The 26,257-nt window shown below is 41.1% G+C and carries 26 protein-coding genes; 11 read left to right on the top strand and 15 right to left on the bottom strand.

Going from position 1 to position 26,257, the window contains the following annotated elements; genetic code table 11:
- Positions 1-146 precede the first annotated feature (146 nt).
- The 3 genes from DBR11_RS03090 (at position 147) to DBR11_RS03080 (ending at position 1,498) form a co-directional block, all read left to right on the top strand.
- Positions 147-485, top strand: coding sequence for a helix-turn-helix transcriptional regulator (locus DBR11_RS03090; protein ID WP_108550148.1), 339 nt, complete (start codon positions 147-149; stop codon positions 483-485).
- Positions 469-948 carry an SRPBCC domain-containing protein gene (locus tag DBR11_RS03085; protein WP_108550147.1) on the top strand — a complete coding sequence of 160 codons (480 nt, stop codon included), beginning with the start codon at positions 469-471 and terminating at the stop codon, positions 946-948. Before DBR11_RS03090 ends, DBR11_RS03085 begins: the two co-directional genes overlap by 17 nt.
- A 148-nt stretch (positions 949-1,096) precedes the next feature.
- The gene (locus DBR11_RS03080; RefSeq protein WP_108550146.1) at positions 1,097-1,498 is read left to right on the top strand and encodes a c-type cytochrome; all 402 of its coding nucleotides are present in this window, start codon (positions 1,097-1,099) and stop codon (positions 1,496-1,498) included.
- 50 nt (positions 1,499-1,548) lie between these two features.
- Here the strand turns inward: DBR11_RS03080 and mgtA are convergent, their stop codons facing one another.
- Together mgtA and DBR11_RS03070 are read right to left on the bottom strand one after the other, a co-directional pair.
- Positions 1,549-4,233 carry a magnesium-translocating P-type ATPase gene (gene mgtA / locus DBR11_RS03075; RefSeq protein WP_199233742.1) on the bottom strand — a complete coding sequence of 895 codons (2,685 nt, stop codon included), beginning with the start codon at positions 4,231-4,233 and terminating at the stop codon, positions 1,549-1,551.
- Positions 4,230-4,940: an MgtC/SapB family protein gene (locus tag DBR11_RS03070; protein ID WP_108550145.1), complete on the bottom strand. Its 711-nt coding sequence runs from the start codon at positions 4,938-4,940 to the stop codon at positions 4,230-4,232. The genes mgtA and DBR11_RS03070 overlap by 4 nt, the downstream gene beginning before the upstream one ends.
- A gap of 428 nt (positions 4,941-5,368) precedes the next feature.
- Here DBR11_RS03070 and DBR11_RS03065 point away from each other — a divergent pair, with 428 nt between their 5' ends.
- Both DBR11_RS03065 and DBR11_RS03060 read left to right on the top strand, forming a co-directional pair.
- On the top strand, positions 5,369-6,100 hold the full coding sequence (locus DBR11_RS03065; protein ID WP_108550144.1) for a DUF4369 domain-containing protein: 732 nt from the start codon (positions 5,369-5,371) through the stop codon (positions 6,098-6,100).
- A gap of 23 nt (positions 6,101-6,123) precedes the next feature.
- A complete protein-coding gene (locus tag DBR11_RS03060) occupies positions 6,124-7,167 on the top strand; it encodes a peptide-N-glycosidase F-related protein (RefSeq protein WP_108550143.1) in 1,044 nt (347 codons plus the stop codon).
- A gap of 585 nt (positions 7,168-7,752) precedes the next feature.
- On the opposite strand, the gene DBR11_RS03055 is transcribed toward DBR11_RS03060, so the two are convergent.
- On the bottom strand, positions 7,753-8,208 hold the full coding sequence (locus tag DBR11_RS03055) for a hypothetical protein (RefSeq protein ID WP_108550142.1): 456 nt from the start codon (positions 8,206-8,208) through the stop codon (positions 7,753-7,755).
- A 405-nt stretch (positions 8,209-8,613) separates the two neighbouring features.
- Between DBR11_RS03055 and DBR11_RS03050 the strand changes: the two genes are divergently transcribed.
- Complete coding sequence (locus tag DBR11_RS03050) at positions 8,614-9,453, top strand: hypothetical protein (RefSeq protein ID WP_108550141.1); 840 nt, start codon at positions 8,614-8,616, stop codon at positions 9,451-9,453.
- A 367-nt stretch (positions 9,454-9,820) separates the two neighbouring features.
- On the opposite strand, the gene DBR11_RS03045 is transcribed toward DBR11_RS03050, so the two are convergent.
- Positions 9,821-10,402 (bottom strand): tRNA-(ms[2]io[6]A)-hydroxylase, encoded by a 582-nt coding sequence (locus DBR11_RS03045; RefSeq protein WP_108550152.1) that lies wholly within the window; start codon positions 10,400-10,402, stop codon positions 9,821-9,823.
- A 98-nt stretch (positions 10,403-10,500) separates the two neighbouring features.
- Here DBR11_RS03045 and DBR11_RS03040 point away from each other — a divergent pair, with 98 nt between their 5' ends.
- Positions 10,501-11,751, top strand: coding sequence for a glycosyltransferase family 4 protein (locus tag DBR11_RS03040; protein WP_108550140.1), 1,251 nt, complete (start codon positions 10,501-10,503; stop codon positions 11,749-11,751).
- Here DBR11_RS03040 and DBR11_RS03035 read toward each other — a convergent pair.
- Genes DBR11_RS03035 through DBR11_RS03000 form a run of 8 tightly spaced genes read right to left on the bottom strand, consistent with a single transcriptional unit; the run spans position 11,698 to position 19,730 of the window.
- Entirely contained in the window at positions 11,698-12,270 is a 573-nt protein-coding gene (locus DBR11_RS03035) for a tetratricopeptide repeat protein (protein WP_158275191.1), read from the bottom strand. The two genes, DBR11_RS03040 and DBR11_RS03035, sit on opposite strands and share 54 nt — an antisense overlap.
- Before the next feature lie 4 nt (positions 12,271-12,274).
- On the bottom strand, positions 12,275-14,086 hold the full coding sequence (locus DBR11_RS03030; protein ID WP_108550138.1) for a BatD family protein: 1,812 nt from the start codon (positions 14,084-14,086) through the stop codon (positions 12,275-12,277).
- A gap of 15 nt (positions 14,087-14,101) precedes the next feature.
- Positions 14,102-14,872 (bottom strand): tetratricopeptide repeat protein, encoded by a 771-nt coding sequence (locus tag DBR11_RS03025; protein WP_108550137.1) that lies wholly within the window; start codon positions 14,870-14,872, stop codon positions 14,102-14,104.
- A complete protein-coding gene (locus DBR11_RS03020; protein WP_108550136.1) occupies positions 14,869-15,909 on the bottom strand; it encodes a VWA domain-containing protein in 1,041 nt (346 codons plus the stop codon). Before DBR11_RS03020 ends, DBR11_RS03025 begins: the two co-directional genes overlap by 4 nt.
- Positions 15,910-15,913: 4 nt before the next feature.
- The gene (locus DBR11_RS03015; RefSeq protein ID WP_233260624.1) at positions 15,914-16,921 is read right to left on the bottom strand and encodes a VWA domain-containing protein; all 1,008 of its coding nucleotides are present in this window, start codon (positions 16,919-16,921) and stop codon (positions 15,914-15,916) included.
- Positions 16,911-17,885: a hypothetical protein gene (locus tag DBR11_RS03010; protein WP_233260623.1), complete on the bottom strand. Its 975-nt coding sequence runs from the start codon at positions 17,883-17,885 to the stop codon at positions 16,911-16,913. Before DBR11_RS03010 ends, DBR11_RS03015 begins: the two co-directional genes overlap by 11 nt.
- A 3-nt stretch (positions 17,886-17,888) precedes the next feature.
- The gene (locus DBR11_RS03005; protein ID WP_108550135.1) at positions 17,889-18,764 is read right to left on the bottom strand and encodes a DUF58 domain-containing protein; all 876 of its coding nucleotides are present in this window, start codon (positions 18,762-18,764) and stop codon (positions 17,889-17,891) included.
- A gap of 3 nt (positions 18,765-18,767) precedes the next feature.
- Positions 18,768-19,730 (bottom strand): AAA family ATPase, encoded by a 963-nt coding sequence (locus DBR11_RS03000; protein ID WP_369974416.1) that lies wholly within the window; start codon positions 19,728-19,730, stop codon positions 18,768-18,770.
- A gap of 568 nt (positions 19,731-20,298) precedes the next feature.
- Between DBR11_RS03000 and DBR11_RS02995 the strand changes: the two genes are divergently transcribed.
- On the top strand, positions 20,299-21,630 hold the full coding sequence (locus DBR11_RS02995) for a sensor histidine kinase KdpD (protein WP_108550133.1): 1,332 nt from the start codon (positions 20,299-20,301) through the stop codon (positions 21,628-21,630).
- Here DBR11_RS02995 and DBR11_RS02990 read toward each other — a convergent pair.
- Together DBR11_RS02990 and DBR11_RS02985 are read right to left on the bottom strand one after the other, a co-directional pair.
- On the bottom strand, positions 21,627-22,286 hold the full coding sequence (locus DBR11_RS02990) for an MCP four helix bundle domain-containing protein (RefSeq protein WP_158275190.1): 660 nt from the start codon (positions 22,284-22,286) through the stop codon (positions 21,627-21,629). The two genes, DBR11_RS02995 and DBR11_RS02990, sit on opposite strands and share 4 nt — an antisense overlap.
- A 53-nt stretch (positions 22,287-22,339) precedes the next feature.
- Complete coding sequence (locus DBR11_RS02985; protein WP_108550131.1) at positions 22,340-23,788, bottom strand: ATP-dependent RecD-like DNA helicase; 1,449 nt, start codon at positions 23,786-23,788, stop codon at positions 22,340-22,342.
- A 52-nt stretch (positions 23,789-23,840) separates the two neighbouring features.
- Here DBR11_RS02985 and DBR11_RS02980 point away from each other — a divergent pair, with 52 nt between their 5' ends.
- The 3 genes from DBR11_RS02980 to coaD are packed head-to-tail and all read left to right on the top strand — an operon-like array spanning position 23,841 to position 25,665.
- On the top strand, positions 23,841-24,668 hold the full coding sequence (locus tag DBR11_RS02980; RefSeq protein ID WP_108550130.1) for a DUF3822 family protein: 828 nt from the start codon (positions 23,841-23,843) through the stop codon (positions 24,666-24,668).
- Positions 24,659-25,204, top strand: a complete 546-nt coding sequence (locus DBR11_RS02975; protein ID WP_108550129.1) for an RsmD family RNA methyltransferase — start codon at positions 24,659-24,661, stop codon at positions 25,202-25,204. Before DBR11_RS02980 ends, DBR11_RS02975 begins: the two co-directional genes overlap by 10 nt.
- Positions 25,201-25,665: a pantetheine-phosphate adenylyltransferase gene (gene coaD, locus DBR11_RS02970; RefSeq protein WP_108550128.1), complete on the top strand. Its 465-nt coding sequence runs from the start codon at positions 25,201-25,203 to the stop codon at positions 25,663-25,665. The genes DBR11_RS02975 and coaD overlap by 4 nt, the downstream gene beginning before the upstream one ends.
- Here the strand turns inward: coaD and DBR11_RS02965 are convergent.
- On the bottom strand, positions 25,662-26,257 hold a 596-nt coding region (locus tag DBR11_RS02965; RefSeq protein ID WP_369974415.1), incomplete at its 5' end, for an NUDIX hydrolase. The two genes, coaD and DBR11_RS02965, sit on opposite strands and share 4 nt — an antisense overlap.

Here is a 26,257-nt window from a genome sequence, read left to right as displayed (position 1 = left end):
CTGTTTTCATGTTAATCATTTTTGCATTAAAAATCAATTAAACAGTACGGTTAAAAATATTATTCAATATTCTTATTCAAAAAAAAATATTTCATTTGCGCAAGTGAATCCTTGCTTTTATATTTGCAATCATTTACTTGCATATCATGAAAGCCAGACGAGATGTTTACCAGGCCATAGCCGACCCTACCCGCAGAGAAATCATTAACCTTCTGGCTGCCCAGCCATACAACGTTAATTCTATCGCAGAAAAATTTGACATGACCAGACAAGCCATCTCTTTACACGTAAAGATCCTTGTCGATTGTGGACTCATCACCATCAAACAAAGCGGCAGAGACCGGTTCTGTGAAGTGAAATTAGACCAGCTGGATGAAGTAACTACCTGGGTAGAACAGTCCAAAAAACTATGGGTAAGAAGATTTGAAAAATTAGATCAATACTTAACCGAAGTAAAAGCTAAAAACGATGAAAAAAGACCATAAAGAACTTTTAATAACGCATTTATTTGACGCTTCACCTGAGCTTGTTTTTGAAGCCTGGACAAATCCGGAACACTTAAAACACTGGTATGCGCCAGATAGATGTACAATCGAATTCAAAACCATCGAAGTAAAAAAAGGTGGCCAGTTCCATTCCTGCATTCATGATCCTGTCCATGGAGCGTGCTGGATCAAGGGAATCTACCAGGAGGTAACCTTTCCTGAAAAATTAGTTTTCTCCATGATCCTCACCAACGAACACGGCGATACAGTTAGCTCTGCAGAAGCCGGGAAGCCAGAGGAATGGCCGCAAGCTATTCTGACTACAATTACATTTACACCCATTGGCAAACAAACCAAGGTTACTTTACACCAGACCGTCAACGAAGAAGAAGCTAAAAAAACAGGCGCTTATCAAAGTTGGTTTAGCATGTTCAACCGCTTAAACCTCTTATTAACCCAATAAATTTCGGTCTGCTACTTCCTGTTCCCCGCACACAACAAGAAGTAGCAGTATTGTTACTCATTTATAGGCTTATAACCTTTCTAAATAAGGTTTTGACTGTCAAATTACATTTATCTCTTTGTATATTTAATGTCATAAACACACCGCTATGCGTTACAAAAAAACAGTTACCCTATCCATATTACTTGCTACAGTAGTTATGCTAAGTGCATTTATGCCTACACAGCAACAAGAACGAAAAGCTACAAACCTTAAAGTTTTACCTAAAAACATCAGCCATGAAGAATTAGACAAAATCATGGATGGATGGAAAGTTGCCTTAGGTGTAAAATGTAACTTTTGCCATGCTGCAAAAAAAGACGATCCAAAAAGACTGGATTTTGCAAGTGATGAAAAACCTGAAAAAGAAATTGCCAGGAACATGGTTCGCATGACCGCTAAGATCAATAGCAAATACTTCCATGTTAAAGACAAAAAAGATGGAAAAGCAATGTTAGCTGTATCCTGCATTACCTGCCACAACGGGAAAGAACATCCCGAAGCCAACTAAATCATTAAAAAAGAGCGAGGGGTGTAATTGAATACACCCCTCGCTCTTTTTTATAACCATTGATCAAATTTTTTGATAAACCAGCGTTTAACCAATTGAGTGAGTAAACAATAGCTTACCAGGATCCCCAATAACCAAGGAAAATAAGCTAATGGCAAAGGCTGGAGCTTTATAAATGTTGCAAATGGCGTAAAGGGAATTGCTATACCGATCAACATCACCGCTGAGGTTAAAGCCACTACCGGAGCAGTTGCCCAGCTTTGAATAAATGGAATCTTACGCGTCCGGATCATGTGTACAATCAGCGTCTGCGACAACAATCCTTCTACAAACCAACCGGTTTGAAACAAGGTCTGGTGCTCAGGACTATTTGCTTTAAAAACGAAATACAGTACAGCAAAAGTCGCATAATCAAAAATAGAGCTGATCGGACCAATAAAGAGCATAAACCGGCTAATACCACTGGCATCCCATTTCTGTGGTTTCTCCAAAAAATCTTCATCCATCCTGTCCCAGGGAATAGAGATCTGGGAAATGTCATAGAGCAAGTTCTGGATCAGCAAATGAATCGGCAGCATGGGTAAAAAAGGAAGAAATGCACTAGCCCCCAGCATACTGAACATGTTTCCAAAATTGCTGCTGGCCGTCATTTTAATATATTTAATAATGTTCCCAAAGGTTCTCCGTCCATAGATCACCCCTTTGCGCAGCACCATCAGATCCTTTTCCAACAAAATGATATCCGCACTTTCCTTTGCAATATCTACCGCAGTATCTACAGAAATACCTACATCTGCATCCCGAAGCGCAGCAGCATCATTAATTCCGTCACCCATAAATCCAACGGTATGCCCTTTACCCTGCAGCAATTTCACAATCCTTGATTTCTGTATAGGACTCAGCTTGGCAAAAATACTGGTACTGTCCAGCTGTGCAGCCAGTTCCGGATCCGTCATTTGTTCAATTTCCGGCCCAAGAAGCACCTGTTCAATGGAAATCCCCACATCCCGGCACACTTTTCTGGTCACCACATCATTATCCCCAGTCAGAACTTTTACATTAACACCCAATTTTAATAAACCTTCAATAGCCGGTTTGGCAGAAGATTTCGCCGGGTCCAGGAAACCGATAAAACCAGTGAGGATCAGGTTGCACTCATCGGCCACACTGTAATTGGCCGGGCGCGGTTTATATTCTTTAATGGCCACCAGCAATACCCGAAGCCCATCCTCATTAAGTTTCCTGGAAATCCTCAATACCGTATTCCTCATCGACTCATCCATCGCCACCACCTTATCTTTTTCCCGGTGCAGTTCATGATCTTCTCCAGGTTCAAAAGCAAAAGAACACAGATCCAGCATTTCCTCTATCGCCCCCTTACAAATCAGCAACTGATTGCCATTGGTTTGTTCCAGGATCACACTCATCCGGCGACGTTCAAAATCAAAAGGGATTTCATCTACTTTTTTATAGTCCTCATCCACCTTTAAATAATCGTGCAACTCTATATGGTCAAGCACAGCAACATCCAATAAGTTTTTCAAACCAGTTTGATGAAAACTGTTCAGATAAGCCCATTTCAAAACCTCATCATCATCCTCCCCCGATACATTTAGATGCCGTTCCAGTACGATCTTATCCATCGTTAGCGTTCCGGTTTTATCTGTACACAGTACATCCATCGCTCCAATGTTCTGGATAGCATTGAGGCGTTTAACAATCACATTGCGTTTGCTCATGTTTTTCGCGCCCTTAGCCAGATTGGCGGTTACAATCATAGGCAGCATTTCGGGGGTTAAACCTACGGCCACTGCAATTCCGAATAACAAAGCTTCAAACCAATCACCCTTGGTTAAACCATTCACCAGAAAGATCAAGGGCACCATCACCAGCATATAACGGATCAGCAGCCAGCTTACCTTATTTACCCCTTTATCAAAACTGGTTTCCGCACGTTTACCAATAATAGCCTTGCCTATAGATCCAAAATAAGTCAGGTTCCCTGTAGTCACAGCAATGCCTGTAGCCGTACCACTCACCACATTGGTCCCCATAAAACAAATATTATCCAGTTCTAACGGAGATTTATGATCTGTATCAGCAATAGGCGCACTTCTTTTTTCCAGCGGCATAGATTCACCTGTAAGCATAGCCTGGCTTACAAAGAGGTCCTTAGACTGAATGATCCGGATATCTGCAGGGATCATATCACCCGCACTTAAAAAAATGATATCCCCGGGAACTATTTTTTTAATGTCGATCTCTTTCTTACCCCCTACTTTCCTAAGCACAGTAGCTGTGGTTGTCACCATGCTTTTCAGCTGCTCGGCAGCATTATTACTCGTATACTCCTGCCAGAACCTTAATATAGAGCTCAAAAACACCATCACCCCCACTACAATAACAGTTTTATAATCCCGGTCTTCAGGCGCCGCAAACCATACATCCATAAAAAAGGAAATCAATGCTAAGGCCATCAGCACCCCAATAAAAGGGTTTAAAAAGGCTTGTATAAATTGAACATACCAGGCAGGCGCCTTTTTATGCTGAATCTCGTTATAACCAAACTGCTTAATCTTATCGGCTACTAATCTGGGTCCTAAACCCTCAGGATGGCTGTTCAACATTGCATAATAGGCATCATCTCCTAATCTGGCCACGTTACGCAATTTGGTAACGGCTACGTCATCAAATCCAGATACATTTCTTGGATTGATCATTTTTAACTCTTTCATAACTCTGATTGTTGTCCTGTTAATTCCCAACTGGCCCTCATTACGGCTCTTTCTATCGTGAGCCTGCTGACCATTTTTTCCATAAGGTCATTTTGATTGCCGGCAGCAATAATTTCTGCCGTGATTATTGCATTGGTGGGGTCGCCATTGTCGCTGCTGGTCAGTGCCCGCAACATCAATTTATTGTCGTTACCAATATTTTGGAGGAGTAAAACCCGGATGTGGTTTTCAACTTCTTCTTTACACTTAATTACAATAAGGTACTCGGTTTCTGCAGATTCACTTTTTTGAAACACACTGATATTACCCAACTTTAATCCTAAAGGACGAAGCATGAGGTGTGCAAGGACAATAAAGACTGCCCCAATAGCAGCTTCCGGAAAAAATCCCATACCGCTCAGGGCACCAATAGCTGCAGAACACCAAAGCGTAGCTGCCGTATTGAGTCCGCGAACATTCGGACCATCTTTCATGATCACACCCGCCCCCAAAAATCCAATACCACTAACCACGTAAGAAGCTACCCGCCCGCTTGCGTCACCGCCGATTTTAACAGAAAGTGTGATAAATATTGCCGCTCCGAGCGATACCAGCGTATTGGTACGCAAGCCAGCAATTCTTTGGCGCCACTGGCGCTCTATACCTATACCCGCACCCAAAACCAGGGCCAGTAAAAGGCGTGTTGCAAAGTCTAGTGTTGTTAACATAGCTTTTTGTTTCTATTCCCTTCCAGGAATAGTCAAAAGAGCCTATGCTGAAAGAGAGGGGTAAATAATAAATGGGTTATAACACGGAGGCTTATCCATATGAGTTCTTTTTTTATTGTGGCACAAAAGTAGGAATCGGTAATCTGGATTACTGTTAGAAAACCATTAGAAAGTTGTTATAATATCATTAGAAACGGCTTACCCCAAGCCATCCTCCCAGGTCTGCACCCAAGAAAAACAGGTTTTACTAATTGAGCCTCAGAACCTTTAAGGTTCAACGAGACCAGAAAGCATATTTTTCAAACAAAATTCTTATCGTCAAAATGATGTTAGCTTATTAACTTATATTCATATTTTATGTAGATTACCTCAATTTTACAGGTAAAGGCTGTAACGCTGCACGGCCCTGCAAAAAAACTATATACTTTATGAAATCAATACAACTGGTTGTTTTAGGGCTATTACCCCTTACAATATTCGCTCAAAAACAACAAGCAATACCCTACCAGTTAAAAGGCGAGGTTAATTTTCCAAAAGGCGACGAAACCGGGCGCAAAATATATTTTGTTTACCAACAAAACGGAAAACCAAAAACAGACAGTACCCTAATAAGCAATAACAAATTCAGCTTTAGCGGAACAGCAGATATCGCTATCAAAACCGCTCTGCAATTTACAAAACCCAACACAACTCCCGAGCCAGACACCGATCCTAACACCCTATTACTTTATTTAAACAACGGTCTTACGGATGTTAAAACCACCGGTTTTTTGAGCCGGGCACAGGTAACCGGATCTCCGGTACAAGAAGAATACGTAGCTTTTACGCGAAAATACAGCAAGTGGGACAGACTTCTGAGATCTACAGATCGGCGCAGAAGAAATCTGGATAAAAATGATTTGTTAAAATTACAATCCCTTAACAAGAGCATTGATTCCCTTCAAAATTTAAAGATGAATGACCTTTCTACCTATTTAAACGAAAACTCAACTAAACCCTTTGCCATTGAAGCGGTTTTAATGTACCTAAAAGCCAAAGGATCATCATTAGATGAGCACAAGATTGAGCAATATTTTGACCAGCTACCCGAAGATCAAAAACGATCAGTTTACGGGCAGGAAGCTCAAAAAATGATTGCCGATCTAAAGCAACATAAATAAGAACCATTAGAACAACGCCATTCATGAAAATATTTTTTTCTATACTCCTTTTACTTTCCCTGAATTTTAAATTCACCAACGCACAATCAAAACACGAAACCATTATTTCAGTCATAAAAGATATAAATTTTTATGACGGTTACGCTAAGCCCGTTAATGAACCCGTTAAACCAGGAATAGTACGCATCAGCAATACCAAATATATCCGCAAGCTGAGTAACCAGGAAAAACAAAGCATCGGCGATTCAATAACCCTTAAAGTAGTTGTTAAAGCAGGTTGCGATAATTATGACAGAATAGGCAGGGTTACGCTTTTTTACGTACCAAAGGGTAAAAATTACGATAGCCCGGAGGCAAAGCAATTTGAATTGCTTAGAATTATGACACCCTTTAACTATAAAACCCGAGAACCAGATAACACCCCTTATAGTACAACGATCAATCAATTGGCAGGTTTATTTAAGAACAAAGAAGCTGATGTATGGATAATGACCGAAATTTTTGGCACTACAAGCGCTGGCCAGAAAGAAACCATAGGCTGTGATGGGTCATTATTAACTTATACAGCTTCAGTAAGTCTAACCAGCACCAAAACAAAAAAGAATAGCCTTGTACAGCCAATTGCCCTATTAAGCTATTTCCCTTTAAACGGAGAAGACAGCACTGCAGGACATAACACCAAGGAAGTTGCATTTCATGTAGACAACAACATCAAAACAGCTGTATTGTATTTGATCACATCAGGACATGGCGCAGGAGAAGGTGGAGAAGAATACAACTGGCGCGAGCATGTTATTTATGTAGACGGAAAAGAATACATACGTATAGCAGTAAACCAAAACTGTGTACCATATGAAATTTATAATACCCGCAACAATGGGATTTATGGCCCCGATATTGCACAAGAACGCCGCAGCTGGTGCCCTGGTGCACCTGTACCAACAAGAGCTATAAATTTGGGCAGGTTGGCACCAGGTAATCACAGTATAAAAATTGCAGTCCCGGAAGCCAAATTGTTAAACAACCAAAGTACCTATTACCTATCGGCCTATGTCGCTGCGGAATAATGTTAGTGTTGGTATAAATACAACTTACCCTTATACCTCCAACCACCTTTCTCCCACATATCTATAACGATTGAATGAGGCTGAGCGGCAATTTAGTAGATTTAGCAATAATACTCAGTTCAACACCATTTTTCTTCAATAGTTGTGCCGCCTCTTTCTTTTCTACAATAGCTTTATCTCTTTAAAGTACCAAAAACTTTTGGCAATAGTAAATAATTAAAACGAATACATGGTTACTATTTTTTCACATAACAAAAAATATTATTCAAAAACTATATTTTAAAGCAAAATTTTGCGTAGAAAATGCGATGGACATGGAGAAACCCGGAAGAGAATCCAGGTATAATCCCTTCAGGAGGTATATTATAGCAAAGCCAACTTTATTTAAGCCGGCTTTACTATAACATATGTTAAATTTAGGTTTGGTTCCTATTTAAAGCTAAGCAGGTACAGAAGTAAGCGGCTTAGCACAAGAATTCACCCGCATTGCCCATTGGTAATTATCGGGATCATGGATACAAAAATCCGATCCAAAAACCCTATGAATCAAAAAAGGTTCTTGTCTATATTCTGCCTGAAGAATATCTATAAATTTATTCTCTTTAACGTCATAGATACAATCCTTGATAAAGAAAAAGGAGCACTTTTGTCTGCAGCTATTTGGAGTAGTAACCTTTCCGGGTTTAAAACCATGGCACTTAATAGGAGTTCCTCCCTCAAAAGCTGCACCGCTTGATTGTTTTTAAAAGTGAATACGGTGGCGGTCATGGGCTGACTTTCCGAACTTGTATACTTAATTTGAATCCAGTAATTAATTTTCACATTAAGTTCAGTATTCAATTTATCCCATCCACCTAAAGAAAAATTAGTGAAGTAAACTTCAGAGGGATTGCTTTTGGGTAATTTATAGACTATATCTCCATCTTTATTGAGAAGGTATTCCTTTTCCCTGTTCTGAAAAGCGTGGTATAATCCTAATTGTTTGAGGTAGGAAAGAACAAAGTCAGGATATTTTTCCTCAATAATCTTATGGTCTTGCATGGGTCAATAAATTCTATATTAATTGACAATATAAGGGTGTTTTTTTTTATCCGGGGATATTGGAATTTCCGGCAAAACTAAAGCACCCCGGTTTGTTGGACAGCTATGGTTCAAACTTAAAAATACTATTGAACCGATTATTTTCGATAGTTTGGCCTTTGCATTGTCAACGAATTTTAGATACTTGGTAGCATATGCTTTTTCTCCAGCACTTATGAGAAGCTAACATATAAAATATTCAAAAGGATAACAATACAGATTTAACCCCATTTTTCGTGCATTTTCGGATAAAATTTCTCTTTGTTAGCTGTTTCGTTTCAAATATCAGCAATAATTTTTCATTAGAATTTCCCATCTCTACATTGGTATCAATAACCAGTATTAACCAGTGGAAAAAATCAAAAAGTGGGAGAAAAAACAGCAAATCAAAAAGATCCAAAACAAGGTAATAAATACGATAAAATCCTGAAGGAGCACCTTGAAATCACACTACCAACAGTAATCAAAGACATCCTGGGCCTAAACCTCTCTGTAAGCGAGGAAATACCAGACGACATCCAGCACACCAAAGAAAGAAAACCTGATGCCTTAAAAAAAGTAACCGATATAGACAGAAACACCTATGTGCTTCATCTGGAATTTCAGGTCCCCAATGAAAATGAAATGGTCTACCGCATGGCAGAATACAACATCATGCTCATGCGCAAATACGAAATGCCCATAAAACAATATGTCATCTTTCTTAAAAAGAACAAACCAACAATGGCAACCTCCATAGATGCCGAAAACCTTAAATACAATTACAACCTTATACGCATCTCAGAAATTGACTATAAGCTATTCTTAAGATCAGAAAACCCGGAAATAAAAATGCTGGGCATACTCGGCGATTTCGGGCAGGACGACAAAGACAAAGCCATACAAGCCATTATAGATCAAGTACAAGAAAAATCAAAAAGTGATTTCGCCAAAAAAAGATATTTCCAGCAATTGCGTATATTCGTACAATTGCGAACCAGTATTGAACAACAATTTGAACAAGCTATGCAATCAGTAAGCACATTTTTTAAAGAAGAAAAAGATTTCCTTTACAAAAAAGGAGAACAAAAAGGAATAGAAAAAGCACAGGCCAAAGCTCTTGAAGAAAAAAAAGAAATAGCCAGAAATTTTAAAAACCTTGGAGTATCTATTGCCGATATTGCAAAAGGAATCGGGCTATCTCAAGAAGAAATTGAAGCCTTATAGCTTCAACCAAAATACAAAGGATGCCCTTGGACAAAACCCAAGGGCATTTTTATTTATAAAATCAAAATTTTGGATAACGGAAACCGGTAAGACAGCGCTGCTTTCCTTCGGACAAAGTCGTATCAAATGCGCATCAAGTCCGTACCAAGTCCCCAAAAGCCCCCTTTTCCCGAACAAGTACCCCACTATATACAGACTTGATATATCTCAGACCACCACATATTCCCTCTCTCCACCCCCTCTGCAATTTGCTCAAAAAAAAACAGGCTGTTGATGAGGCGGCCTCAGAGATCTGTGCGCTTCTTCAGCGCACCTGATATCGTTAGCCCCGAATCAACAGCCTGTTTTTTTTCAAAAATTCACCTCCCTACCCGTGAATCGCTTCTTTATTCCCAAAACTCTGGATCAGTTCGCCTTCAAATTCCAGCCATTCTTTCCAGCGTTTCTCTACATCCACATCAATGGTATACTTACGCGCAAAATTTAAAAAAGTCGTATAATGACCTGCCTCCGAAACCATGAGATCATGATAGAATTTGGCCAGTTCCTGATCTTTAATATTCAATGACAGTACGCGGAAACGCTCGCAACTTCTGGCTTCAATCATGGCCGCAAAAAGCAACCGATCAATAAAAGCAGAATTCCGGCTACCATCCCTGCGGCTAAACTTCACCAAACGCCCAACATAATCGTCCTTGCGTTCCCGGCCAAGCGTATACCCTCTTTTCTTGATAATCTCCACCACCATCTGAAAATGCTGCATTTCCTCTATCGCAATTGCAGTCAGCTCCTCCACCAAATCCATATGCTCAGAATTATTGGCAATCAGTGTAATCGCATTTGTAGCCGCTTTTTGTTCGCACCAGGCATGGTCCGATAAAATTTCTTCTAAGTTTGATTCAGCAATATTTGCCCATCGCGGGTCTGTCAATAATTTTAATCCAAGCATGAGGTGATCTGTAAATTCTTCGTCCCCAAAATTAGGAATAATCACAGGGATTAAAAATTATGCATTAAAAACAGCTAATTTTGCTTAGATTTCAAAAAATGGAGCAACAAAAGATATTGATCATTGGACTGGTTTGGCCCGAGCCTGCATCATCAGCAGCAGGTACAAGAATCGTTCAACTGATTAAACTCTTTCATAATAAAGGTTACGATATTTCCTTTGCCTCCGCAGCATCAAAAAGCGAATTCAGCTATGACCTGAAAGCCCTGCAGGTCAAAGAATACCCCATCAAACTCAATGACTCCGGCTTTAACGAACTGATCAAAATACTTAGACCCGACATAGTGATCTATGACCGTTTCATGGTGGAAGAGCAATATGGCTGGAGGGTACATCAGGAATGCCCCGGAACATTAAAAATACTAGATACAGAAGACCTCCACTTTCTGCGTCAGGCCAGGCAGCAAGCCATCAAAACAGGTTATACAAACCTTTACTCAGATTTGGCTAAAAGAGAAATTGCCGCTATCCTCAGGTGCGATCTCTCCCTGATCATCTCTGAAATGGAAATGATACTGTTAAAAGAACAGTTCCGTATAGATCCCTCTTTACTCTATTACCTCCCTTTTCTTGAAGAGGAAGTCACAGAAGTAAAGGTTAAAAACTGGAAAAATTTCGAAGAGCGGGAAGGCTTTACCTTTATCGGCAACTTTCTGCATGAACCCAACTGGCATACCGTTCAAGTCCTAAAAACAAAGATCTGGCCATTGCTCCGTAAAAAAATACAGGGAGCAGGTCTCCATATTTACGGCGCCTATCCTTCGCAAAAGGTTACACAGCTGCACAACGCCAAAGAACATTTTTATGTTCATGGAAGAGCCAAAGACGCCAGGGAAGCTATTGAAAAACATAGAATCTTATTGGCCCCTATTCAATTTGGTGCAGGAGTTAAAGGAAAATTTATTGATGCCATGCAAACTGGTACCCCGTCTGTAACCACCTCTGTAGGCGCAGAAGCCATGAAAGGGAGCTTAGACTGGAACGGTGCTATAGAGGACCAGGAAGAGAACTTTATTCAGAAAGCTGTTCAACTATACCAGAACAAAGAACTCTGGACTCAGGCACGTGAAAATGGCATCAGCATCCTAAACCAGCGTTATGCCAATGAGCGCTACGGCATGGAACTGATCAAAACCCTTCAGGATTTATCCGCAAAATTAGACCTACACCGTCAACATAACTTTATCGGCCAGATTTTACAGCAACAATCCTTAAACAGCACGAAGTATATGTCCTTATGGATTGAGGAAAAAATGCGTTTGAACCCCGGCGAAGAGCATAAAAACTAAACCTATTACCATCATAGAGATCCCAGCATAAAAAGCCGCCTTTTTAAACGATACCGAACCCGCGTACAGGTAATAAATCAAAACGCCAAATCCACCCAAAAAACAAAGTACACTCCAGATACTCAGAAAAGAGAAAGAGAACAGGAAAACCAGCTCCTTCCACCAGCGTACAAAAAAGAGCTCCGGCAAATGTTCTGTTTTATCTCCGCTTTTTAATCTCGCCAACTGCAGATTCCGTTCAATATCCCGGTCAGCAGGCGCCAATTGCAGCGCCTGCTCATAGCAAGACCGCGCAGCAGCAAACTCGCCCTGTTTATAGTAAGCATTGCCTAAATTAAAATTGGCCGCAGCCGATAAATAACCCATTTTCAGCACTTGCTGATATGTTTCTGCAGCCTCCCGGTACTGTCCCTTGGCATATTCAGCATTCCCTTTTTTAAAAAGATTCTTAGCCAGTTCATTCGCTGTTGAAAACAAAGGAAGTACCAACAGCAGTACCATCAAAATTCTGTTCTTCATATCCTTAAGCATGCGTTTCAATATCGTTAATTATACTTCTGGCTTTATCAAATACCTCTTGTTCAGAAATTCCGGTAACCGGTGCATACCTCGCCATTTCACACAGATTAAGCGTATCGGTTAAACGGCTGATCAGTGCATCATCTACCTGGCGCAACTGCAATTGCTCCGCAATATTTTGCTGGTTCAGATCTGCTGCAGAGATGTTCAGCTTATCACTCAGATAGCCATATAAACCCTTGTACACCGCTTCATAGAAAGCTTTCTTGTCTCCGGCCTGCAATTGTTTACCTGCGATAGCCAAATGCTTCGCCGCAATTTTATTGGCATTTTTCCATTTCAGCTTCACCTGGTCCTTATTGTTTTCTGCCTGCTGCTTTCTAAATATCCTTGCCGCGATAAAAGCCAGAGGCCCGACAAGGATCAACAGCCAGTAGCCCAGAGTGCCATAGAAAGCCTCCCCTTCCTTATACAAGTCGGGTGTACCTGTTTTTATACCCGCAATGTCTTTTTTCAGCAGATTGGCTTCCTGCTCATTCGAACCGGAAAAAGCGGTCACATTGGTTCCAGGATCTCCCTTAGCCACCTTTATGGAATAAGGCTCTGAAGAAAGAGACATATAACGCTGAGTAGCCGGATTAAAATAAGAAAATTTCAATGGTGCAATGGTATAACTACCCTCTTTTCTCGGAATCAGCAAGAATTTATACTCCCTGCTCCCAGTAACTCCCTTCTCAGTTTCGGTAATGTTATCCGTTACTTTTGGATCGTATTTTTCCATGCCTTCAGGGAAATCCATTTTAGGGGCATTGAGCAGTTTTAAGTTACCTGCTCCCGTAACTTTTACCATATAATTTAAAGCTTCATTCGCTTTCAATGAAGATTTATCTACAGAGGTCTGGATGGCAAAATTTCCAACCGCTCCCTGAAAATCTGCAGGTTTACCATTTTCTGGCAATGGTTTTACATGTATCGTTACCGGGGCACTGCTGGCTTTGTACTTCTCATCCTGGTAAGAACCGCCACCAAACATCTGATCAAAGATGTCATTTGATGCTACAGCACGCCGAACCAGAAAAGTCATACTCAGGGGGTCCAAAACCAGGTTCCCGGAACGTTCCGGGAACAGAATGATCTGTTTAAGAACAGCCACATGATAACTTACCCCCTTATAGTTCTCTATAGTCCAGTCTACACGTTGACTGTTGTTTTTAATCTCCTGGCTCCAGAAGCCGTTAAAATCGGGTAACTTGTCCAACGCATTATCAACCAGGTTTACACTCGTATACAATTTATAGCTCACCGTAATTTGTTCACCCTGGTATACGTTGGTCTTACTGGCTACGGCTTTAATAAACAGGCTTTTGGAAAGATCTGCAGAAGGCGCCGAAGAAACAGCAGGTGCATTTCCTGCTGCAGACTGAGCATTTTGCTGAACCGGACGGCCTTTAACCACCTTTATTTTTACCGCATTGGAATGATAGGTTTTACCACCCGCAACGATGGTGGCCGGCCCAATGATATATTCTCCTTCTTTAACCCCAACCAGGTCATAACTCAGTGACATACTCATAGAGGTATTTCCGTTGATAGAGGTCATACTGGAGCTCTGATTAGGTCCCGAAACCACCTGAAAACCATTAAATACAGGAGCTCCAAAACGCTCTATGTTTGCGTTAACAGAAAACGTGATTTCAAAAGGCTCACCTGCACCTACCTCCGTCTTGCTTACCGAGGCTGTAAACTTAATATCGGCTGCAAAGAGGGTTCCCGTCCACAGCACCAATACCAATAATATGTAATGTCTAACTTTCATTTGCTCCTAACCTGTTTACCAGTCTTTCGTAATGCGGCCCTTTGCCCCGGTTGCTTTTTTGTTTTTCAATTTGTCCTGCGTGTTCTTCTCTTCATTATTTAAAGCTTCCAGCATGCGTTTTGCATCCTCTTTAGATAACTTATCAGGCTGTGGTTTTTGCCCATTCTGCTGATCTTTCTGATCCTGATTTTTCTTGTCCTGCTCTTTTTTATCCTGGTCTTTCTTATCCTTATCCTTCTGGTCTTTGTTGTCTTTATTTTTATCGTCCTTGTCCTTCTGGTCTTTGTTTTTATCTTTCTGATCCTTATTCTTCTGGTCCTTATTGTCTTTATTCTTATTGTTCTTGTTTTGTTGCTGCTGCTGTTTCAGCTTTTCCATAGCATAAGCCAGATTGTACCGCGTCTGGTCGTCTTTAGGATTGTTCATCAGCGATTTTTTATAGGCCTCTATACTTTCCTCATACTTTTTATTTTCCATCAGCGTATTGCCCAGGTTATGATAGGCCTGTGCTTTAACCCCGGCATCTTTAGAGGAAGAAGCCAGGGCATTGAACTGCTCTGCCGCTTTATCAAACTTTTTCTGCTTATAAAAAGCATCCCCAAGATTAAAATTACCAGCTACAGATTGCTTGGATTTCTCTAATGACTTCTGATAACTCGCTTCTGCTTCTGCATACTTCTGCTCGTTATACAATTGGTTCCCTTTATGGATCTCTCTTTTTTCCTGCTGCGCAAACAGCATTGTCCCCTGAACAACCAGGAGCAGCATCATTATAAATTGCTTCATGGCTTTCTTACTTCAAACAAATTCACCCCGCTTAACTTTAAATTTTTCCTGCCGGAAATAAAGAACTCTACGATCAGTAAAACAAAACACAAGGCCAAAAAGAACTGAAAGCGGTCTTCATAGTTCTTGAAAGCCTTACTGTCGTAAGTGTTTTTCTGCATTTTATCCACCTGTGCCATTACCAAAGGCAAACCGCTGTTGGCGTTGGAGGCCCTCACATAGACACCATTACCTGCCGCAGCAATTTCTTTACCCATATCTTCATTCAGTTTACTCACCACGGTTTTGCCTGCTTCATCCAAATGAAAGCCTACAGGGCTACCATTTTTATAAATCGGTACTGGTGCCCCTTCTGGTGAACCCAAGCCAATGACATGGATGGTGACACCTTTTTTCCTGGCCCTTTCGGCAGCCTGTACAGCGTCGTCTTCATGGTTTTCCCCATCGGTCATCAGGATCATGGCTTTACTTGTACCGCTCACCAGATCAAAGGTTTTTAAACCCATATCGATGGCTGCGCCAATGGCCGTGCCCTGGGTAGGAACAATATTCGTATTGATGTTGTCCAGGAACAGTTTAGCTGCCGAATGGTCTGTGGTAATGGGCAACTGCACATAGGCTTCCCCGGCAAAGATCACAATCCCTATCCGGTCGTTGTGCAGATTGTCGATCATTTGAGAAATCGCTCTTTTTGCATTCTCCAGCCTGTTCGGTGCCAAATCTCCGGCCAGCATACTGTTGGACACGTCCAGCAATACGATCAGATCTGAACCGGTTTTTTTGGCTTCTTCCATTTTTGTTCCGATCTGAGGATCTGAAAGTCCAATGACCAAAGCTGCAAAAGCAATCAGGAAGAATACAAATTTGATTCCTGGCCTGGAAAAAGAAACCTCCGGTATGATCTTTCCAACGGTTTCTCTGTCTCCTAAAGATTTCAGGGCTTTTCTTTTCCACCTGCGCACCACCAGATACAGGATCATGAACAGTGGTATAAGCACCAAGCCCCATAAAAATTCTATATGTGCAAAACGTAACATATCCTTAGTTTAAGGCGCTTTTAAACACCGTATTCTTTAATAAAAATTCAAGCATCAACAGGATTCCGGCCAGCAGCGCAAAAGGCAGAAAACGCTCTGTCTTTTTGTGGTACTGAGTTACATCGATTTTAGCCTTTTCCAGTTTATCGATCTGTTCATAAATCTGTTTTAATTTCTGGTTATTGGTGGCCCGAAAATACTGACCTCCTGTAATATTTGCAATTTTACTCAGCATCGCCTCATCTATGGTTACCGGCACTTGCTGGTATTGTACACCAAATGGCGTTTTTACCGGATAAGGCGCATAACCTTTGGTACCTACTCCTACCGTATACACCCTTACCTTCATTTGCCGGGCAATTTCTGCGGCAGTAAGTGGTGGAATAGAGCCTGTGGTATTGGTTCCATCTGTTAATAAGATTACGACCTTGCTCTTTGCCTCACTGTCTTTAAGGCGGTTTACCGCAGTGGCCAAGCCCATTCCAATAGCTGTACCGTCTTCAATCATACCATTGCTGATGCCTTTAAACAGATTAATGAGTACATCGTGATCGATGGTTAAAGGGCATTGGGTGAAACTCTCTCCACTAAAGACCACCAGACCAATCCTGTCGTTAGGGCGGTCTTTGATAAAATCAATAGCAATATTTTTACCAGCTTCCAGACGGTTGGGTTTCAAATCCTCAGAAAGCATACTCCCGGAAATATCGGTTGCGATCACAATATCTATTCCCTCTGTTGTAGAATCCTGCCAGCTGAAAGCAGATTGTGGTCTGGCCAGGGCAACAATCAGGGCACCAAACGCCAGCATCCGCAGCACGATACTGTAATGTCTTAAAACACGCAGGAAGCTTCTTTTAGCTTTTAGAAATCCATGAATCGACGAAACACGCAAAGTACCCTGCAGTTTTTGGTTTCTCCAAATGTACCAGACAATCATAAAAGGCAGGACCAGTAATAACCAGAAAAAACCTGGCTGGGCAAATTCTATTCCCTTAAAACTATTCATCATGACTTCTATATGCTTTATTTTCAGGTTTGATCGGATTTTCTTTGGTTTGTTTTACAAAACCAATGGCATGTTCCATACTGAGTTCATTTTCTGTATTGAGCGGCCGTTCTTTGGCAAATTTCACCAAATCTGCCAGGTTCAGCATCTGCCTTAAATTAGCCCGTTGCTGCTGGGGCATATCTTTGTGCCGGAGCTCCAGAAAGATCTCTTCAGAAGTATGCTCCAGTGCCTTGATCTGGTATCGGCTTTCCAGGTATTCCCGGATCACATCACTCAGTTCACTATAGTAACGTTTGATATGCCCGTGCTCCCAGAGTTTCTGATCTCTGATGGACTGCAGTTTATTCAGAGCCAGCTGATCTGGAGACACAATAGGTACAACAACTGTCGGAGGCCCTTTCTTAGGCCTTTTTCTCAAATAGTAAATTACACCTGCCAGCACTAAGATCAACAGTAACGGGCCTGCAACCCACAACCAGTGGTCTTTAAGCCAGTCCATCCAGGAATAGGAAACGGCCAGCGGCTGCTTGATGTCATAAATAGCTTTTGTAGTATCTACTTTGACAGCAGCTACCTCCAGCGGAATAGATGCTGTAGCAAAATGTTGTGTTCCTGATTGAAAACTAAAGGCGGGGATTACCTGTATTCCTGCATCAAAAGAGGTAATGATGTATCGCTGAGTGATGGTCTGTATACCTGGATTTTTAGGATCAGAAACGGTGTCGGTTTTACCTGCCTTTACAATCTGGATCTTGGAAGAAATGGTGTCGGCCAGGGCCGGAAAACTGATCTTCTCTTTAACAGGCAATGCTGCCCTTAGAGAAAGTGTGGTCTGGTCTCCCATAGAGATGGAAGATTTGTCCAGTTTTGCATTGACCTGGATATTTTGTGCATGGCTGCTGTAACCCAGGAATACAAAGAACAGCAATACGCTGCAACTCAAATTAAAATACGGCTTCATCATCTTTTATCTTCTGGCCTCCCGTTTTTTAAATAGGGTCATTAAAGGTTGTATATAAGATTGGTGTGTACCAATAGAGGTATAATCTACACCCGATCTTCTGAATAAATCCTGCAATCTGCCATTCCTTTCCAGGGCAGCAGCTTTGTAAGCCTGACGAACTTTTTTATCACCAGTATTGATCCATTCTATCTGTCCGCTTTCCTCATCTGCAACCGGAATAAGGCCAAGATCAGGGAATTCTTCTTCATGAATATCATAAAGTTTCAAAGCCACAAGATCGTGTTTACGATTGGCAATCTTGAGTTCATTTTCAAATTTCTCACTCATAAAATCAGAGATCAGAAAAGCAGTTGATCTTTTTTTAATGGCGCTGGTAAAATATCTTAAAGCCTCGGCTATACTGGTACCTTTATGCGCAGGCTTAAAATCGATCAGTTCCCGAATGATCATCAGGATATGGCTCCGGCCCTTCTTGGGCGGAATGAATTTCTCTACCTGATCGCTAAAAAAAAGCACGCCAACTTTATCGTTATTCTGAATAGCTGAAAAGGCCAGAACGGCACACAATTCCGTTGCCAGTTCCTGTTTCTGCTGGGTTTGGGTCCCAAAATTCTTGGAACCACTAACGTCCACCAGGAGCATTACGGTCATTTCGCGCTCCTCATCAAACACCTTCACGTAGGGATGGTTGAAACGGGCGGTCACGTTCCAGTCTATGGTCCTGATCTCATCGCCTACCTGGTACTCTCTAACTTCACTAAAAGCCATACCACGGCCTTTGAAGGCCGTTTGGTATTCTCCTGAAAAGATCTGATTGCTTAACCCCCGGGTTTTGATCTCTATTTTTCTTACTTTCTTTAAGAGCTCTTTGGTATCCATAAATTATGGTACTTCTACGGCATTTAATATACCGGTAATGATATCTTCTGTAGTTACATTTTCTGCTTCGGCCTCATAGGTTAAACCAATACGGTGCCTCAATACGTCGTGACAAACTGCCCGAACATCTTCAGGGATCACATAACCCCTGCGTTTAATGAAAGCATAAGCTTTTGATGCCAGTGCAATATTGATACTTGCCCTTGGAGAAGCGCCAAAACTAATCAGGTTTTTATAATCTGGCAATTTATATTCATCAGGATAACGGGTTGCAAAAACAATGTCAATGATGTATTGCTCAATTTTTTCGTCCATATATACCTGTCTCACTACTTTCCTGGCTTTCAGAATATCGTCAGGATGTAAAACTGTGTTCGGTTTGGCCATTCCCTGAGCCGAAATATTGGCCCTCATAATTTTCTTTTCTTCTTCCCTTTTTGGATACCCCAGCACCACCTTAAGCATAAAACGGTCTACCTGTGCCTCAGGAAGCGGATAAGTTCCTTCTTGTTCTATCGGATTTTGGGTAGCCAGTACCAGAAAAGGTTTAGGAAGATCAAAAGTCGTATCGCCAATAGTGACCTGCCTTTCCTGCATAGCCTCCAGCAGCGCACTTTGCACTTTGGCCGGAGCCCGGTTGATCTCATCTGCCAGGATAAAATTAGAAAACAATGGTCCTTTTCTAACCACAAACTCTTCTTTTTTCTGGTTATAGATCATGGTTCCTAGTAAATCGGCAGGAAGCAGATCTGGTGTAAACTGAATGCGGCTAAAACCCGCATCAATAGTTTTAGACAGCGTATTGATGGCCAGGGTTTTCGCCAGACCGGGAACGCCTTCCAGCAGGATATGCCCATCAGCCAGCAAACCGATCAGCAAACGTTCAACCATATAGCGCTGGCCAACAATTACCTTATCCATTTCCATAAAAAGGAGGTCTATAAACGCACTCTCCTGTTGTATCATTTCATTCAACGCCCGGATATCAGTTCCATATGATGAACTTTCGGTTGTGATATTTATTTCTTCCATTTGGACTTATTTTTTTTCGATGCGAAAATTATATAAACCTCCATTTTTTCGCAAGATAAAAGCTCCTTCTGAATGTTAAAATATGTTAAATTATTACAAAACGAGTGCTCAACAGTGATAATGGTCATTTTTTAGCGTCATATTAACAACTAGGTTTGTGGTATTATTCTTATTCGATGGATGTCGATACTCACAATAAAAGGGGGCGTTCCGGGAAGTTCGGCCCCTTTTTCATGGAAAAAACTCGACAGTATTTTTTAAGTTTATTCATTTTTACCTACCTTCACCAAAAAATTTACAACCATGAATATTATCTGCAGTACTATAATGAGCGATTGCCAAGTTTATATGTCTTTAGTTCCTTATTGCTTAGTTGTTGCTGTTACCGCAATTTATCTGACCGCTGTAAGAAACCGCGTAAGATAGTTCCTTATTTCCTTTTTTGCATATCAGGCTCTTTCACAGAGCCATGATATACTTTTGCGTATTCTAAACCCTTGCTTTGTTTAATTTATTTAGCTATAAAACACCCAAAAAATACGCTGATGAGTTCAGGGTGTCGTATAACTATACAAATGTAAAGCAAGTCAGAAACCTGAGTTGGCTGATCCTGATCATTGCCTCACTAGTCAGGTTGGCTAATATTCTTTTTTATGAAAATCTCAATATAATACCTAGTTATCAGGAATACAACCTGGTCAATTATATTCAGATTATTGGTTCAGCACTTTTTATAATGGCCAGTACCCAGGCGCTCAAAACCAGGCGAAAAAACAAGATATTTAAAAAAACAACGACCTTACTTTTCGTTTTTTTCATTATTTCCGTCACCTTCTCTACCAGTTACATCGTTTCTCTGCACAACACCAAAAACACCTTAATGATGCTGCTGGTCGGAATTGTAACGGTGAGCATCTTCTTTCTGCTGGAGCTTTCGGAAGTTATAGGTTTATCAATCTATATCATTGTTCTTTTTATTCTAAGCATCAGTATTTCACCATTTAATATCCAGGAAAAGATATTTAACGCCATTGTTTCCATGGTACTGGCCTTTGTACTGTTCGCTTTTTCCCGTTACAGTTATTACTTTAAATCCCAGCATTTCCTGCAGGTTAAACAATTGGAAGAAAAGAATCATGAGGTAGAACAACTTAACCGGCAGAAGGGAGAAATACTTGGTTTTGTGGCTCACGACCTGCGTAATCCACTAAATAATATTGAGGCACTGAGCACAATGATGCTGATGGAAGACGAAGTTCAGAAAAGTGTAAAGGAAGAAGTTGAAATGGTCCTTGACTCTGCTAAACAGGCAAAAACCATTATCAATGACTTGCTGGAAGTTATTCAGGAAAGCAATAAAAACACCTTGCTCCCCAGAGAAGAAATCAATCTCTCTTCCTTCCTTGACCAAATTGTAAAAACCTGGCAAATGAACCTCAGTAGCGAGCGAAAGATCAATTTCCAGACTGGAAAAGATCCGGTTTATACGATGATCAATCCTTCAAAATTTCTGAGGGTTATAGATAACCTGATCGGAAATGCTTTAAAGTTTTCCCCTTACCATGCGCCAGTCCATGTTTCACTGGAAACAGAAGATGCAAAAGCGCTGATCACCGTGAAAGATTTTGGTATAGGGATCCCCCCGGAACTGCTGGATAAATTATTTGACCAATTTTCCAAAGCAGGGCGCTCGGGTCTCCGGGGAGAAAAGTCTATCGGCCTTGGACTCCACATTTGCAAGCAAATCATTGAACAGCATCAGGGCGACATCCTGGTCAACAGCGCAGAAAATAAAGGCAGCAGTTTCGTCGTCCGTATCCCTTTGCTAACTTAATTCAATTTAAATCTATCGTTTGTAATGTTCGCCACTTTTGAGGTGAGCACAAGGTTTACGATCATAATACCAATAAAAATAGCCAGGCATACTTGTGCGGTAGAATACAGTTTACTCCCCGAAACTATAGATTCTGATTCCCGGATCAACTCCTCCCCTGCATCTGTCTGTATTCTACTAAGCTCCGATAATTTTTCTGAAATATTGTTATAGGCCGTTTTCCCCGAGGCTTCAAATAGATGGCGCCCTTCTGCCAACGTATGTATTTCTGCCATCGTGATGATATTGTTTTCTATAATGATTCCATCACGGAGCTTTGTTTTAAGGTCAGCCAATTGGCTCTTTTCTTTTTTAATTAGAAAAGTACCTTCATATTTACGTACCAGTGAGTCTATATTTTTATTATAGCTGCCTAGTTTCTTTTTCAATTCGATGAAGCTGATCTCAACTGTCCGTTCCGGGTTTAAAGCCTCCTCCAGTAAATATCTCTTTGCATAGACATTCTCCGCCAGGAAAAACAGATCTGTTGCCGGTATCAAACGGTCGTGATACATGGAGACAAAAGCATTGCTCATATTTTTGATGCTCTTATCTTCGAGCATCCGTATCAACATGGTGGAGCACATAATGAAGAACAAAAATGCCGCAATCTTCATTTTTTGTTTAAAGGAAAAACCAAATATCATAAGCACATCTTTAAAGCCGGTTTTTAGTCTTCCGCCGGAGTTGTAAATAAGTTCTGGGCAAAATTTACTAAAAATAATTCTCTTTTCGCCCTGGTTACTGCGGTATACAGCCAGCGCAGAAAATCCATATCTACCATATCGTCGGTCAGGTAGCCCTGATCAACAAATACGGCATCCCATTGCCCACCCTGGGCCTTGTGACAGGTCACCGCGTAAGCAAATTTAATCTGCAACGCATTATAGTATGGATCTTCTTTAATCGCTGCAAACCTTTCTTTCTTTGTTTTTAGGTGTTCATAATCTAAACTCACCCCTTCATAGAGCTTCTTACTGTCTTCATACGAAAGATTTGGCGTTTCTCCGGTTAAGGTATCCAGGAGTACTTTACAGGTAATGGAACCGAGTTCCGGATAATCAGGAAACTCCATTTGCACCTCGCTGAAACGAAGCCCATAGCGTTCTTCTTCATTTCTGACCCGGGTGATCCTGGCCATATCACCATTGGCAATGAAGGATGCCGATTCATTTTCACCGAGCCAGAAATAATTGTTGCGGACCACCATAATCTGATCTCCACCGGTCAGTTCTTCTTCACGGTACAGCAGCCTTGCCCTAATCTGTTGGTTATACACGTTGGCCGATTTGTTGGACCTGCACACCACCAAACAGTTTTCTATACCGAACTTACTGTAGGCATACTCCAATCCTTCGACCAGTTTGACCCCGGTCATCCTGAAAATATCTTTATAAGACTTGGTGATAAATTTTGGAAGTTCTATTTCCCGAAATTCACCAAGCTCTTCCTTTGTCGTATAATCGTTGATCAGCTTCCTGAGCATCGTGGCATTAGCCAATATGCCTGATTTTTTCTCCTGCCGGACCACTTCTTTGAGTTCTACGTGAATCACATCAAGTAAAAAGCTTTCGGCCAGATGAACAGGGTTTAATGCCGGGCTGTCCAGGCTGCCTACCGGCGGAAGCTGGGCGGTATCCCCTACAAATACAACTGCACAATTCTTTTGGTTATAGACAAACTCCATTAAGTCCTTTAAAAAGGAAGAAGCATTTTGACTGTTCCATTCATCAGCGATCATTGAGGCTTCATCTACGATGAACAACGTGTTTTCAGCCAAGTTCGGCGCCGGCTGAAAAGCCATTTCCAGGGCCACTGCGGATCGTTTACGGTAAATTTTCTTATGAATGGTCAGCGCCTTTTTTCCAGTATAATTGCTCATTACTTTTGCCGCCCTTCCTGTTGGGGCGAGTAATACAGACCTCAGTTTAAATTGAGGAAGCGCTTTTACCAGAGCCGCCACAGACGTGGTTTTACCGGTTCCGGCATAGCCTTTTAATACAAAACATTTTTCATCCAGCCGCCCTGATAAAAACCCGGCCATCCTGCTACAAAAAATCAGTTGTTCTTCTGTTGGCGGAAAGGGATAAGCCTGGGCTATAATCGTCACTTTATCCATTTTACAAATATGCAATGGTGTTGTTATAGAAAAAAGAATTAATTTTGTTAAGATGAATATTAAAAACAGCCTTCTGCTTTTGGATCCTCAATTTGATCCCAACACGGCACCGGATTGTAATTTACTGATAAAAATTACAAACGACAGCTTTTCTTATGCAATTATAAATCAGGAAAGCCAGCACCTCAAAGCCATCTTCGATCAGCAGGAATGCCCTAATATTTCGCAGACCTTACATAGCAATTTAAAGAACGACCCTTATCTTAAATATCCGTTTAAAGCGGTAAAAGTATCCGTTGCCACAGATAGTTCTATCGCCGTTCCAACGGAATTATACCAGCAAAAGGACCTCCCTTCCTATCTTAATTTTTTTAGCAAAAACCGACCTGAACAAGTCTATATACAAGAGAACAAAGATTTTAATTTCACTTCTGTATTTGGCTTTCAGGCTGACTTTGAAGAAAGTCTGAACAGTACATTTGAAAATCCAGTTAAGTTTGAGCTCACCACACCAGTGCTTGCCCTTGCTTCGGGTCTTTCTGATGGCTTGTTTCTGGATTTCACCGCACGTTCCTTTACCGTGATTTATGTGTCTGGCGCTAAACTGGCTTTTAAAAACAGTTATGAAATTGAAACTGCAGAAGAATTTAACTACTACTTACTCTTGATTTTAACACAACTGGACATCTTAAGCAAGGAAATCCCTGTTTACATCAGCGGAATTATTAATGAAGATGACAACAGACATCAAATACTTCAAAAGTATTTTGAGAAGATTTCGTTTAACTATCCACAGAATAAAAATGTAGACTGCACCATCCTGGATGACATGCCAATTTACTATTACAGCAGTTTATTAGCGATCGACCTATGCGTATAATTGGTGGCAAATTAAAAGGTATCCGGATGAATGCTCCTGAGCGTTTACCGGTAAGACCGACAACGGATATGGCCAAAGAAGCCTTGTTTAACATTCTGTACAATTTGTACGATTTTGAAGAATGTACTGTATTGGACTTGTTTTGTGGCACGGGAAACATCAGTATTGAATTTGCATCGAGAGGTATCCCTTCGATTACCGCAATAGACAAACATTCTGGCTGTATATACTGGGTAAAATCTGTGATTGAAAAATACGATCTCCCGGCTATTGATGTGGTCAAAGCAGATGTGTTCAAATTTCTTGAACAGCATAAAAAATCCTACCAGATTATTTTTGCAGATCCTCCATATAACTTACCAACCATACCCCTTATTCCCCAACTGGTGATGAAGAACAATTTATTAACCGACAACGGCGTCCTGATTGTTGAACATCCTTCCCTGCTTAGGCTGGAAGGGCAAGCGGGTTATAAGGAAACCCGTAAGTATGGCAACTCTTCCTTCAGTTTCTTTGAAAAGACAAACATTGTATGAAAACAGCTCTTTTTCCTGGGTCCTTTGACCCGATTACCATCGCCCATGTCGATATTCTAAAACGAGCGCTGCCCCTATTTGACAAAATCATTGTGGGCATAGGTTTAAACAGCTCCAAACAAAACTATCTTTCTGCAGAAAAGCGGCAGGAAATTGTAAGTGCAGTATTTACAGACTACAGCAATGTGGAAGTTCAACTTTATGAAGGCCTTACGGTAGATTTCTGCAGGGAAATTAATGCACAATATATGGTTAGGGGCATCCGTTCAGTAGGAGACTTTGAATACGAAAGAGCCATTGCCCAGATCAACCAAACCATGATGCCAGAAATGGAGACCATCTTTATCCTGAGCAAACCCGAATATTCTGCCATAAGCTCCACCATAGTACGCGATATTCTGCGTAACCATGGTGATGTGCATAAATTTGTACCGGAAGCGGCAATACCCTACCTGTATTAAATGAGTTTTCCTGCTTTAAGGACATCAAAAATCAGCAGATAGGTATTCTTAAAGATCGGGTCCAGTTCATGTTTCCCAAACCAGCCGGCTTTAGTAATTCCTTCTTCCTTTTGAGGGATGAGCTTAGGCTGGCCTTTAACCGTCATCGCGTACCAATTGGTTTTCTTAAGCACTACTTTACTACCCAGTTCATAGACGTGATAGGTTTTACATAGCTTTTCATTATTGCTCTGTATCTTCACTCCACATTCTTCTTCTACTTCCCTTAGCGCGGCCGCCTTCATTTTTTCATTTTTCTCTACTTTTCCCTTAGGAAGATCCCATTTTTTATTCCTGAAAATAAATAAAAAATCGCCTGCAGAATTCCGTACCAGCCCACCTGCCGCCTTAATCAGCTGGCATTTACTTTTCAGATTTTGAAAAACCGCTTTAGGATTATCGCTCAGCAGCAGGTATTGGTTCTTTGAACCTTTGCCTAATTTTTTATAAAATGTTAAAAAATCAAAAGACTGTGTATCAATTTGTTGGATATCGTCGTTTTGTTCTGGAGCAACATCTGCGATAAACAAGGTGTTATCGTTAATATATATTC

Source organism: Pedobacter sp. HMWF019, from assembly GCF_003061025.1.
Taxonomy (GTDB): domain Bacteria; phylum Bacteroidota; class Bacteroidia; order Sphingobacteriales; family Sphingobacteriaceae; genus Pedobacter.
This window is presented reverse-complemented; position numbering and strand designations above follow the sequence as displayed.